The organism is Microbacterium sp. TNHR37B, from assembly GCF_001620065.1.
In the GTDB taxonomy this organism is placed as follows: Bacteria; Actinomycetota; Actinomycetes; order Actinomycetales; family Microbacteriaceae; genus Microbacterium.
Genome location: NZ_LQGV01000003.1, coordinates 336858 through 349447, shown reverse-complemented (window position 1 = coordinate 349447; position 12590 = coordinate 336858). Strand labels below are relative to the sequence as shown.

Here is a 12590-nt window from a genome sequence, read left to right as displayed (position 1 = left end):
CCGCGACGAGACAGAAGGAAGAGGACTATGTCGATCTATCTGAACAAGGACTCCAAGGTCATCGTCCAGGGCATCACCGGCGGCGAGGGCACCAAGCACACGGCGCTCATGCTCAAGGCGGGAACCAACGTGGTCGGCGGCGTGAACGCGCGCAAGGCGGGCACGACGGTGTCCCACACCGACAAGGACGGCAACGCGGTGGAGCTGCCCGTCTTCGGCTCCGTCGCCGAGGCGATCGAGAAGACCGGTGCCGACGTCTCGATCGCGTTCGTGCCCCCGGCGTTCACGAAGGACGCGATGATCGAGGCCATCGACACCGACATCCCGCTCCTCGTGGTCATCACCGAGGGCGTGCCCGTCGGTGACACCGCCGAGGCGTGGGCGTACGCGAAGAGCCGCGGCAACAAGACGCGCATCATCGGCCCGAACTGCCCCGGCATCATCACCCCGGGCGAGGCCCTGGTCGGGATCACCCCCGCCAACATCACCGGCAAGGGACCGATCGGCCTCGTGTCGAAGTCGGGCACCTTGACCTACCAGATGATGTTCGAGTTGCGCGACCTCGGTTTCTCCACCGCCATCGGGATCGGCGGAGACCCGGTCATCGGCACGACCCACATCGACGCGCTCGCCGCATTCGAGGCCGACCCCGAGACGAAGGCGATCGTCATGATCGGTGAGATCGGCGGCGACGCCGAGGAGCGGGCGGCCGACTACATCAAGGCGAACGTGACGAAGCCGGTCGTCGGCTACGTCGCAGGGTTCACCGCTCCCGAGGGCAAGACGATGGGTCACGCCGGGGCGATCGTGTCCGGCTCTGCCGGCACGGCACAGGCGAAGAAGGAAGCCCTCGAGGCCGCGGGTGTCAAGGTCGGGAAGACCCCGTCCGAGACGGCCGCCCTCATGCGCGAGATCATCGAATCGCTCTGATCGTTCCCACGGTGCCCGCAGACCGCGGGTGATTCCGTCACCAGGCCGCGTCCGAGCGCCCGGGGTTGCGCAAAACCCCGCGGCGGCCGGACGTGGCCTGTTATGTTGTCGCAAACGTCAATTCGCTCGAGCGCGGTCCTTCGCGCCGTGAGCGTCTGCGATCAACGGAGATGACTGTGACGAACGCCCTTCGCGTCGCGATGATCGGCCACGGCTTCATGGGAGCCGCCCACTCTCAGGGATGGCGCGTCGCGCCTCGGTTCTTCGACCTGCCCCTCGCGCCGGAGATGACAGTGCTCGTGGGACGTGATCCCGAGGCCGCCGCGGCGGCCGCACAGCGGTGGGGGTGGGAAGAGTCCGCCTCGGACTGGCGGGCCGTGCTCGACCGGGACGACATCGACGTCGTCGACATCGTGACGCCCGGTGACACCCACGCCGAGATCGCCGTGGCCGCCCTCGCGGCCGGCAAGCATGTGCTGTGTGAGAAGCCGCTCGCCAACTCGGTGGCCGAGGCGGAGGGGATGGCGGTCGCCGCCGAGGCTGCTGCCGCCCGCGGGATCCGCTCGATGGTGGGCTTCACCTATCGCCGGGTGCCCGCCGCGACCTTCGCGAGGGACCTCGTCGCGGCCGGCCGGCTGGGGGAGATCCGCCAGGTGCGGGCGGCCTACCGGCAGGATTGGCTCTCCGATGCCGAAGCGCCCCTCACCTGGCGTCTGCAGAAGGACCGAGCGGGGTCGGGATCGCTCGGCGACATCGGCGCCCACGCGATCGACCTCGCGGAGTTCATCACGGGGCTCTCCCTGGAGACCGTCTCGGGCGTCCTGGACACCGTGGTGCCCGAGCGCCCGCTCCTCGGCGAGGGAGTGGGGCTGTCGGGCACCGCCTCCGCGGAGCGGGGCGTCGTGACGGTCGATGACATCGCCCTGTTCGCCGGCAGGTTCTCGGGCGGAGACGGCTACCGGGCCCTCGGTTCGTTCGAGGCCACCCGCTTCGCCACGGGGCGCAAGAACGGCTTCACCATCGAGGTCTCCGGCGCGCTCGGCGCTCTCGCCTTCAACCTCGAGCGTCAGAACGAGCTGGAGTTCTACGACGCGACCGACCCGGCGGGGGAGCAGGGATTCCGCACCATCCTGGTCACCGATCCGGTGCACCCGTATGCGGGATCCTGGTGGCCGACGGGTCACATGCTGGGGTACGAGCACGGCTTCTCGCACCAGGTCGTGGACTTCGTCGCGGCCGTGGCCGAAGGGACGGCGCCCCGTCCGTCGTTCGCGGAAGGCCTCCACGTCCAGCGCGTGCTCGACGCCGTCGAACGCAGCGCCGGTGACGGATCGAGTTGGACCGCCGTCGGCTGACGGCTGAGAGAGAGGCGCGGACATGGCTCGCCCCATCACCCTGTTCACCGGCCAATGGGCCGATCTGCCCTTCGAGGAGGTCGCGCGCCTCGCGGGCGAGTGGGGCTACGACGGCCTCGAGATCGCCTGCTGGGGAGATCACATCGATGTGGCGCGATGGGACGACGCCGAGTACGTCCAGTCCCGGCGAACGATCCTGGAACGCCACGGACTCGGGGTCTGGACGATCTCGCAGCACCTGGTCGGGCAAGCGGTCTGTGACGACCCGATCGATCAGCGTCACCGGGACATCGTGCCCGATCGCGTGTGGGGTGACGGCGATCCCGAAGGCGTGCGACAGCGCGCCGCGGCCGAGCTGATCGACACCGCACGGTTCGCCGCCGCTCTCGGCGTCGACACCGTCAACGGCTTCTCCGGGTCGAGCATCTGGAAGTACGTCGCGATGTTCCCTCCCGCCACCGACGAGATGATCGATGCCGGCTACCGGGACTTCGCCGACCGGTGGAACCCGATCCTCGACGTCTTCGACGAGGTGGGGGTGCGCTTCGCCCTCGAGGTGCACCCGTCCGAGATCGCCTACGACTACTGGACCGCGCAGCGCACGCTCGAGGCGATCGGTCACCGGCCGAGCTTCGGCTTCAACTTCGATCCGTCGCACTTCGTGTGGCAGCAGCTGGACAGCGTCGCCTTCGTCCTCGACTTCGCCGACCGGATCTTCCACGTGCACTGCAAGGAGTCGGTCACGCATCTCGACGGTCGCAACGGCGTGCTCGGCTCCCACCTGCCGTGGTCCCATCCGCGGCGCGGGTGGACCTTCGTCTCGACCGGCCACGGCGCCGTGCCGTGGGAGCCGCTCTTCCGCGCCCTCAACGCCATCGGTTACGACGGGCCCACGAGCGTCGAATGGGAGGACGCGGGGATGGACCGCCTCGTCGGCGCTCCGGAGGCACTCGCATTCGTTCGTGATCTCGCCGCCATCACCCCGCCGCACGCCTCGTTCGACGCGGCGTTCTCGCAGTCGCGCTGAACCCGGGGTGCTCGCCGTCAGGCGGTTCCCGTCATGATCGCGCGCAGGCGCTCCAGCGGGAGCTTCGGGGTGCGGTCGGGGCGTACCAGTCCGTTCGTCTCCTGCAGCGTGTCGGTCAACTGCGTGTAGCAGAATCCCGCGAGCGCCTGGCTGGCGTGGACGGCCCGCATGAGTCCCTGCAGCCGTTGGTCGAAGTCGTCGGCCGAGGTGGCCGCCGAGTATCCCCAGGCGCCTGGTTCCGCCTCGCCGTCGAAGGAGATGCCACCGAACTCGGTCAGCATGACCGGGGCCTGTGACACGTCGCCCTCCAGGATCAGCACGCGCCCCGCCGGCCCTACGCCCTCCACGAGCCGTGCGATGTCCTCGTGGGTCGCGTATCGCGGGGCGAGGCGAGCGGGGTCGGCGTCGTAGTCGTGGATGGCCACGATGTCGGTGTCGACCTGCTCCCAGCCGTCATTGGACACGACGGGGCGCGTCGGATCGAGCGCTTTCGTCACGGCCACGAGGGAGCGCGCGAAGGCCCGCATCCGGGAGTCATGCGCCACGTGCTGCACCCCCCAGCTCTCGTTCAGCGGCACCCAGGTGACGATCGAGGGATGCGAGTAGTCGCGGCGAACGATGTCGAGCCACTCACGCATCGTGCGGGCGACCGTGGTCGGCGAGAAGGTAAAGCTCGCCGGCGCCTCGCCCCACACGAGCAGCCCGAGGCGGTCGGCCCAATAGAGGAAGCGCGGGTCCTCGAACTTCTGATGCAATCTCGTGGCGTTGAAGCCGAGGTCCTTGATGAGCTGCACCTCGTCTCGCAGTGCGTCAGCGGACGGAGCCGCCAGGTGGGTCTGCGGCCAGTAACCCTGGTTGAGTACGGAGCGCACGTAGTACGGCCGATCGTTGAGGAAGAACCGCCTCCGCTCGACGTGCGCGGTGCGGATGCCGAGGTAGGACTGCGCGGCATCCTCGCCCACGGTGATGGTCGCCTCGACCAGACGCGGATGCTCGGGCGACCACAGGAGCTCTTCGTAGGCCTGGCCGTTGAGGAGGTCGGCGACGGGGATGACCAAAGCCGCCTCGTCGTCGAGGACGTCGGTCTCGACGCTGCCGAGCGCGCGGCCTTCGAAAGACAGGTCGATCCGCGCCGCGGTGGGGCCGTCCGGGACGCGGGAGAGCTCGAGGTCGACGGCCACGACCCCGCGCCGCGGGTCGGGGTTCCACCGCACCGCCGTGGTGGCCACCGCGGGCGTGGCCTCGAGCCAGACCGGCTGCCAGATGCCGCTCGTGCGGTGGTACCAGATCACGTGCGGCTGCTCACGCCAGTCTTGCTTCCCACGAGGCTGACCGATGTCGTGGGGGTCGTCTTCGACCCGGACGACGATCGTGTGTCGTTCGATGTCGGCGAGGGCATCGGTGATGTCGAAGCCGAACGGGGTGTGCCCGCCTTCGTGGTCTCCCACCTGCTGTCCGTCGATCCACACGCGGCAGCGGTAGTCCACGGCACCGAAGTGGAGGTGCAGGCGGCGCCCGGTGCCGAACCCGGCGGCGTGAAGGTCGCTCGGGTCGAAGGATCGCGAGTACCAGCTGACGCGGTGATGCGCGGTGTCGGCGATGCCCGACGCGGGCGACTCCGGCGGGAACGGCACGAGGATCTCGCGATCGAAGGGCGTCGTGTCCACCTGCGGAGAGTGCCAGCCGGCGGCGAGCCCTTCGTCGGCGTCGTCGAACGTGAAGCCCCACGGTCCGGAGAGGTCGGTCCACTGCGGGCGGGTCAGCTGAGGGCGAGGATGAGTCCCGTCGAAGGGTCGCGGGGGCGCCGTCGCGTCACGGTCGTCGTCGATCATGTCGTCCAGCATGCCGCAAAAGTGCAGCGCTGTAAACCGAAAAAAACAGGCATGGAGAAACCATTGACGCTTGGTTTGCTGCGCTGTAGATTCGGCGGACCCGCGACGATGCGGCACGAGAGGAACCCATGCACCGTTCTCCCACACGATCTCGACTCGCGGCGGCCCTCGTGGCGTTGCTCCTGGCCGTCGGCGCGGCGTCGTCCGGCACGGCTGTCGCGGTGGCCGCCGATGAGCCTCCGGCGGACTTCTACAACCCGGTCCTGAAGGGCGCGGACCCGTCGGTCGTGCGTCAGGGTGACCGCTACATCTCGGTGAGCTCCGATGCCGAAGGAATCTGGGTGCGCGAGTCCTCCGGTCTTGCCGCGCTGTCGGACGGCGAGGTGAGGCGGGTGTGGCAGCCGGATGCCGACGGGCCGCTGTGCTGCAACGTCTGGGCGCCCGAGATCCTGCTGATCGACGGCGAGTGGCACATCTACTTCGCCGCCGACGACGGGGCGAACGCGAACCACCGGATGTACGGCATCCGTGCTCTCACCGACGACCCCCAGGGTGCGTGGTCGGATCCGGTGAAGATCGCCGCTCCCACCGACCGGTGGGCGATCGACGCGACGGTCATGCAGCACGACGGCTCGCTGTACTTCCTCTGGTCGGGATGGGAGGGCACGGTCGACGAGGGCCAGAGCCTCTACATCGCGCCCATGAGCGACCCGCTCACCATCAGCGGCGAACGAGTGCGTCTGTCCGCGCCCACCGAGTCGTGGGAGCGGGTGGCGCTGCCGATCCAGGAAGGTCCGGAGGTGCTGGAGCGAGACGGGGTGACGACGATCGTCTACTCGGCCAGTGGCAGCTGGACCGAGGACTACTGTCTCGGCACGCTGACCTCGCGCGGCGGCGACGTGCTCGACCCCGCATCGTGGGAGAAGTCGGACGGGTGCGTGTTCGCCAAGCGTGACACGGCGTGGGGGCCGGGTCATCATTCCTTCACGACCTCGCCCGATGGCACCGAGGACTGGATTGTTTACCACGCGAGCACCGTGAAGGACCGGGGGTGGGACGGGCGGACGATCCGGGCCCAGCGCTTCTCGTGGGACGGCGGCTCGCCCGTGTTCGGGACTCCGGTCGCCACGTACGAGACGGTCGCCCTGCCCTCGGGCGACACCAGCGTCCCCCAGCGCACGTACGAGGCGGAGGATGCCGAGGTGCACCGGGCCCGCGTGGTCGATGTGTCGGTGCCGGGAGCGTCGGGGCACCGGAAGGTGGGCTACATCGACTTCGACGACAGCTGGGTCGAGTTCACGGTCACGGTGCCCTCGGACGGTCTCTACGGCGTGGACGTGCGGTACTCCAACGGCACCGGGTCGCCGAGCACGCATCTCGTGTCTGTGAACGGAGCCGCCGCCGAGCCCGTGGCGCTTCCGAGCAACGGCTGGGACAACTGGCTGTTCACCGGTCTCGATCTCGACCTGCGGGCGGGGGAGAACACCGTGCGCCTGTCGAAGGGGCAGGGGTTCGCCGAGCTCGACCTCATCCGGGTCGACGCGCGTGCGCAGGATGACGGGGCCGTCGCGCGGCCGGCGGCGGGGGTGCTCTCGTCGGACAACGGGTGGGACACCGGGCTCCGCGACGGCGACTACACGATCACGATGGACCTGTGGTGGGGGCAGAATGCGAGCGTGTTCCGCCTCTACGAGAACGGCGTGCTGCTCTCCTCGACGCGCCTCGATCCGGCCACTCCCGCCGCACAGCGGGCCACCGTCGACATCCGGGGACGCGTCGACGGCGAGTACGTCTACACCGGCGAGCTCGTGAACTCCCGCGGGGTCACCGCCGTCGCTGCGCTGCGGGTGCCCGTGACCGATGCCGCGCCGGGGCGTCCGGTGCTCAGCCATGACAACCACGACCGCGACGGCGCGTTCACGCTCACCGCCGACCTGTGGTGGGGAACGAACGCGACGTCATACGTCTTCCGTGAGGGAGGGGTCGTCGTCGGAGAGGGCACGCTGACCGCGGCGACACCGTCGGCGCAGCGCGCGCGACTGACCGTCGCGGGTGCCGCACCGGGGGTGCACCGCTATGAGGTCGAGTTCCGCAACGCGGCAGGCGCCACGGTGAGTCGCCCGGTGGAGGTCACGGTGAGCCGCTGAGAGGGGACTGCTGACGCCCCCGTCTGATGCAGCGCTGTAAAAGCGTGCGTCAGGCCGGGGCGCTCTCGCGGACGACGATGCGATGGGGGGCGATCTCGTGCCGGCCCACGCCGTCGTAGCCGCGGATGCGCTCGTCGAGCAGCGTGAGCGCCCGAGAGACGATGGTGTCGATGTCGGGGCTCACGGTGGTCAGCGACGGAAAGGTCACCGCGCTCAGGCGGGTGTCGTCCCAGCCGGTGACGGCGACGTCGTCGGGCACGCGGATGCCGCGCTCCTGAAGAGCGCGCAGTGTGCCGATCGCGGCGAGGTCGTCGCGGCAGACGAGGGCATCGACATCGAGGCCACCGTCCAACGCGTCGCGGACGGCATCCACCGCCTCGGACGCCGCGACCGCGCCGGAAGCGACCAGCCGCGACGGGTCGGCGGCGAGTCCCGCTTCCTGCAGCGCCTCCTGGTAGCCGAGCAGACGCTGGCGCGAGGTCTCGGTGAGCGACGACGCCTCATGTCCCACGAAGCCGATGCGGCGCCGGCCGCTGGCGATCAGATGCCGGGTGATCTCCCGCGCGGCTGCGATGTTGTCGATCATGACGCGGTCGATCGTCAGCGGTGCGGGCGTCTCGCCCAGCAGGACGATCGGGATGTCGATGCGGTGGCGGGCGATCTCGGCCGACGACATCGCGCTGGGCTGGAAGATCATCCCGTCGATCAGGCCTGCCTCCGAGCTGGCCATGAGTGCACGTTCGCCCTCGAGGGTGGCGTCGGTCTCCTCCAGTAGCACGCGATACTCGAAGCCCGCGGCGGCGCGGGAGGCCGCGCGCGACAACTCCGCGAAGTAGGGGATGGCGACATCGGCGAAGGCGAGCGCGATGAATCCCGTACGGCCCGTGGCCAGTCGCCTCGCGACGACGTTGGGGCGATAGCCCAGCTCGTCGATGGCCTGCTGTACGCGTGCGCGCATCTGTGGCGACACGTGGGGGTAGTTGCGCACGACGTTCGAGACGGTCTTCATCGACACGCCCGCCCGCTCGGCGACGTCCTGCAGTCGGGGTCCGCGCATTCTGTGCTCCTCCGTCGGTCCGGCGCCCCCACCCTACCGCCTGCCTCGTACAGCGTCCGACTCCGGCGCGTCGGGGCCTTGACACGAATTTTCTAGCGCTGTACATTCGGGCTCACGTGATCCACAGCGCCCAGATCGACCTGGGGACCAACTCAAAGGAGAGCAATCACATGAAGAAGGCAATCGCGCGCGGACTCGCGGCGGGTCTTGCCGCCTCGGTCGCCCTCGCGTTCGCCGGCTGCGCCGGATCGGGCCCGAGCGATCAGGGGGTGTCCGGCGAGGAGTACAGCGGTCCGAAGGTGGAGATCACCTTCTGGCACGGCTGGACCGGCGGCGCGGCGCCGACGATCGTGCCCAAGCTCATCGACCAGTTCAACGCCGAGCACGACAACATCGTCGTCAAGAACGTCCCGCAGGAGTGGGCCGACATCAACGCGAAAATGCCGTTGGCGATCAAGGCGGGCAAGGGCCCCGACGTCGCCGTGCTCCACGGTGACGACCTGGCCACCTACGCGGCGCAGAAGCTCCTGATCCCCGCTGACGACATCGTCTCCAACCTCGGCTACAGCGCGGAGGACTTCCCCGCCGGGGTCTTCGACAAGGGCAACTACGACGGCGCGCAGTACGCCGTGCCGTGGAGCGTCACGCCGCTCGGCCTCTTCGTCAATAAGGAGGTGCTCGCCAAGGCGGACATCACCGAGATTCCCACTGACAAGGACGGCTATCTCGACGCGCTCGACGCTCTGAAAGACGCGGGCGTGAAGGGCGAATGGGTCGACGGATACGTCTTCACCGGCACCTTCGAGTTCCAGAGCCTCCTGTGGCAGTTCGGCGGCGAGCTCTACAACGAGGACGTCTCCGAGGCCACGTTCAACTCCGAGGCGGGCGTGCAGGCGCTCACCTGGATGACCGACCTCGTCGACAAGGGATACAGCCCCGCCAACGTCGCGCAGGACGGCAACATCAAGGCGCTTCTGGCCGGCGACACCGCGTTCAACTGGAACGGCGTCTGGCAGACCACCAACTCCGCGTTCGGCGACCTCGACTGGGCCGCGGCGCCCGTGCCCCAGATCGGCACCGAGAAGGCCGTCTGGTCGAGCTCGACCCACTGGGTGTTCCCGTCGAACAAGGGCCAGGACGCCGACAAGACCGCCGCGGCGGCGACCTTCGTGAAGTGGATGAACGACAACTCCCTCGGCTGGGCCGAGACCGGTGAGCTCCCCGCCGCCAACACGGTCCGCGAGGATCCCGAGCTGCTGTCGACCTACCCGAACCTCGAGCCGTTCATGGAGGAGCTCGAGTACGCCCGCTACGAGACGGTCTCGCCCGGCATCAACGAGGCGAACGCCCTCATCACGACGGCGATCAACGAGGCGCTGACTGGCAAGAAGACGCCGCAGGCCGCCCTCGACGACGCCAAGGCCAAGGCCGACGCCATCATCGAGCAGAACAAGGCCAAGTATGGCGGCTGACATCCGCCTCGCGACGGCCGTCCCGGTCGAGCGCCCGCGCGGCGCCCGGCCGGGCGGCCGGGGCGTGTCGGGCCGGACGCGCCGCACCCTCATCGCCTACGTGTTCCTTGCGCCGTTCCTGGCTCTGTTCGGCACGTTCGTCATCGCCCCGGCGTTCTTCGGCGCATGGATCAGCCTCACCGACTGGAGCCCGTTCCGCGATGAGCAGAGCTTCGTGGGGCTGAAGAACTACATCAACCTGTTCACGCCGGGCAGCACGACCTCGGGAGACTTCTGGGAGTCGATGGGGGCCACCGGCATCTTCGTCGTCGCCAGCGTGCCGCTCCTGGTGGTGCTGCCGCTGCTGATCGCGCTACTGCTGAATCAGAAGCTCGGCGGCGCGACCTTCTTCCGCACCCTGTTCTTCGCTCCCTACGTCCTGGGCGTCGCGATCGTCGGCGTGATCTGGATGTACATCTTCGACACGCAGTCCGGGATCCTCAATCACCTGCTGGGCCTGCTCGGCCTGCCCGACGACATCCCGTGGGTCGTCGACACCCCGTGGGTGTGGGTCTCGCTCGTCGGCGTCACGGTGTGGTGGACCGCGGGGCTGAACACCGTCATCTTCTTGGCGGGGCTGAAGGGGATCAACGGCGACCTCTACGAGGCGGCCGCGCTCGACGGCGCCGGACCGGTCCGCGCGTTCTTCAGCGTCACTCTCCCGGGCTTGCGTCCTGTCATGCTCTTCATCACGACGACCACGGTGCTGGCCTCGGCGAACATGTTCGGCCAGTCCTACCTGCTCACCAACGGGGGACCGGGGACGGCCACCCGAACCGCGATCATGTACATCGCCGACCAGGGCCTGTCGCAGAACAACATGGCTCCCGCGGCTGCGATGAGCTACATCCTCTTCGCCATCCTCGCCGTCGTGAGCGTCATCAACTTCCGGCTGCAGCGTGAACGCGCAGAGAGGGTCGTCTCATGACCTCGTCCCGCCGCGTGGCATCGCGTTCGGTGCTCTACGCCGTCCTGGGCGCGCTGGCGCTCGTGGTCATCTTCCCGCTCGCGTGGATGCTGCTGACGTCGTTCAAGACCGACGCGGATGCCGTGCGCAACCCGTACGCGCTTCCGGACCCGTTCTCGTTCGAGGCGTACCAACAGCTCCTGCTCAGCGGGCAGCAGCCGATCTTCCTGTGGCTGTGGAACAGCTTCGCCGCGGCGACGCTGCAGACGGTCCTGATCCTCGCGACCGCTTCGATGGCCGCCTACGCGCTCGCCCGCCTCGACTTCGCGGGGAAGCGCATCATCTTCGGCTTGATCATCGCGACGCTACTGGTGCCGCCCGTCGTCTTCCTCATCCCCAACTACCTGATCGTCGAGAACTTCGGCTGGCTCGACAGCATCCTGGCGATCACGGTGCCCGGGGCGGCCAGCGCCTTCGGCGTCTTCTTCCTCCGGCAGTTCTTCGTGGGGCTCCCCGTGGAGGTCGAGGAGGCGGCGCGGATCGACGGTGCGGGGGAGTTCCGGATCTTCCTCCAGGTCGCCCTGCCGCTGGCCAAACCGGCACTCGCGACACTGGCCGTACTGTCGTTCCTCGGCAACTGGAACGACTTCCTGTGGCCCGTGTACGTCCTGCTCTCGCCCGAGAACATGACCCTCCAGCCGGGTCTTGCCATGCTGCAGGGCGCATATCGAACGCACTTCGGGGTCGTCATGGCGGGAGCGGTCATCGCCTCGGTGCCCGTGCTCGTGCTCTTCGCGTTCGCGCAACGGCAGATCGTCGACTCCGTCGCCGGAGCGGCGGTCAAGGGATGAACCGCGGGGGCGCGGCCGTCGCATCTGCAGCGGTCATCCTGCTGCTGGCCGGGTGCGCCGCCGACGGCGGAGCAGAGCGTCCGACGCCGTCGGCTGCCGCCCCATCGACGGTGTTCGCGATCGACGCCGATTTCCCCGATCCCGATGTCGTCGCCCTCGATCAGGGCGGCTTCGCGGCGTTCGCCACCGGGGGACACGGCCTCAACCTCCGGATCGCACGCTCCACGGACCTCGCGCAGTGGACCATCGAGAACCGCGATGTGCTGCCGCGCCTGCCCGCCTGGGCCTCTCCCGGGCGCACCTGGGCGCCCGAGGTGGTCGCCGCGCCGGCCCCCGGTTCGGGCTATGTCATGTATATGACGGCCCAGGACACCGCTTCCGGCAGGCAGTGCATCGGAGTCGCGACCGCAGCCACGATCGACGACGACTTCGTGTCCGCTTCCGACCAACCGCTCGTGTGTCCGGTCGAGGAGGGCGGCGCGATCGATGCCTCGACGTTCGACGATGTCGACGGCACGCGCTACCTGCTCTGGAAGACCGATGGAAACTGCTGCGCAGAGGACACGTGGATCGAGATGGCGCGCCTGTCGTCGGACGGCCTGTCGCTGACGGACGAGCCGGTCCGCCTGATCCGACAGGCTCTCGACTGGGAAGGCGCGCTCGTGGAGGCCCCCACCCTCGTGCGCCGCGACAACCGCTACGTCCTGCTGTACTCCGCCAACGACTACGGCGGCGACTCCTACGCCGTGGGAGCGGCCACGGCCGAGAGCATCGAGGGGCCGTACGAGAAGCTCGACGAGCCGATCCTTCGCAGCGCCGGCGACCTGCGCGGTCCGGGCGGGCAAGATGTGGTGAGTGTCGATGGCGCCGACACGCTCGTCTTCCACTCGTGGGACGAGCTGTACATGTACCGCGGCCTCGTCACGCTTCCGATCGTCTGGCACGACGGCGTCCCGCGTGTCGGCGACTGACG

General features: G+C 68.8%; 10 protein-coding genes. 8 read left to right on the top strand and 2 right to left on the bottom strand.

Annotated features, from left to right (window positions below):
* The first annotated feature begins 27 nt into the window (after nucleotides 1-27).
* The 3 genes from sucD to AVP41_RS09895 all read left to right on the top strand — a co-directional run bounded on the left by sucD (nucleotide 28) and on the right by AVP41_RS09895 (nucleotide 3312).
* Nucleotides 28-930 (top strand): succinate--CoA ligase subunit alpha, encoded by a 903-nt coding sequence (sucD, locus tag AVP41_RS09905; protein WP_067163872.1) that lies wholly within the window; start codon nucleotides 28-30, stop codon nucleotides 928-930.
* 200 nt (nucleotides 931-1130) lie between these two features.
* Complete coding sequence (locus AVP41_RS09900) at nucleotides 1131-2285, top strand: Gfo/Idh/MocA family protein (RefSeq protein WP_067165775.1); 1155 nt, start codon at nucleotides 1131-1133, stop codon at nucleotides 2283-2285.
* A 22-nt stretch (nucleotides 2286-2307) separates the two neighbouring features.
* Nucleotides 2308-3312, top strand: coding sequence for a sugar phosphate isomerase/epimerase family protein (locus AVP41_RS09895; RefSeq protein ID WP_067163870.1), 1005 nt, complete (start codon nucleotides 2308-2310; stop codon nucleotides 3310-3312).
* Between the two features lie 17 nt (nucleotides 3313-3329).
* Here AVP41_RS09895 and AVP41_RS09890 read toward each other — a convergent pair whose 3' ends face one another.
* Nucleotides 3330-5144 (bottom strand): glycoside hydrolase family 2 protein, encoded by a 1815-nt coding sequence (locus AVP41_RS09890; protein WP_067163868.1) that lies wholly within the window; start codon nucleotides 5142-5144, stop codon nucleotides 3330-3332.
* Between the two features lie 128 nt (nucleotides 5145-5272).
* Here AVP41_RS09890 and AVP41_RS09885 point away from each other — a divergent pair, with 128 nt between their 5' ends.
* Nucleotides 5273-7291, top strand: a complete 2019-nt coding sequence (locus tag AVP41_RS09885) for a family 43 glycosylhydrolase (protein ID WP_067163865.1) — start codon at nucleotides 5273-5275, stop codon at nucleotides 7289-7291.
* 49 nt (nucleotides 7292-7340) lie between these two features.
* Here AVP41_RS09885 and AVP41_RS09880 read toward each other — a convergent pair whose 3' ends face one another.
* Nucleotides 7341-8348 (bottom strand): LacI family DNA-binding transcriptional regulator, encoded by a 1008-nt coding sequence (locus AVP41_RS09880; RefSeq protein ID WP_082829153.1) that lies wholly within the window; start codon nucleotides 8346-8348, stop codon nucleotides 7341-7343.
* Between the two features lie 170 nt (nucleotides 8349-8518).
* Here AVP41_RS09880 and AVP41_RS09875 point away from each other — a divergent pair, with 170 nt between their 5' ends.
* Genes AVP41_RS09875 through AVP41_RS09860 form a run of 4 tightly spaced genes read left to right on the top strand, consistent with a single transcriptional unit; the run spans nucleotide 8519 to nucleotide 12588 of the window.
* Nucleotides 8519-9820 carry an ABC transporter substrate-binding protein gene (locus AVP41_RS09875; protein WP_067163863.1) on the top strand — a complete coding sequence of 434 codons (1302 nt, stop codon included), beginning with the start codon at nucleotides 8519-8521 and terminating at the stop codon, nucleotides 9818-9820.
* Nucleotides 9810-10787 carry a carbohydrate ABC transporter permease gene (locus AVP41_RS09870; protein ID WP_067163860.1) on the top strand — a complete coding sequence of 326 codons (978 nt, stop codon included), beginning with the start codon at nucleotides 9810-9812 and terminating at the stop codon, nucleotides 10785-10787. Before AVP41_RS09875 ends, AVP41_RS09870 begins: the two co-directional genes overlap by 11 nt.
* On the top strand, nucleotides 10784-11617 hold the full coding sequence (locus AVP41_RS09865) for a carbohydrate ABC transporter permease (protein WP_067163857.1): 834 nt from the start codon (nucleotides 10784-10786) through the stop codon (nucleotides 11615-11617). Before AVP41_RS09870 ends, AVP41_RS09865 begins: the two co-directional genes overlap by 4 nt.
* The gene (locus tag AVP41_RS09860; RefSeq protein ID WP_067163855.1) at nucleotides 11614-12588 is read left to right on the top strand and encodes a glycoside hydrolase family 43 protein; all 975 of its coding nucleotides are present in this window, start codon (nucleotides 11614-11616) and stop codon (nucleotides 12586-12588) included. Before AVP41_RS09865 ends, AVP41_RS09860 begins: the two co-directional genes overlap by 4 nt.
* Nucleotides 12589-12590 lie beyond the last annotated feature (2 nt).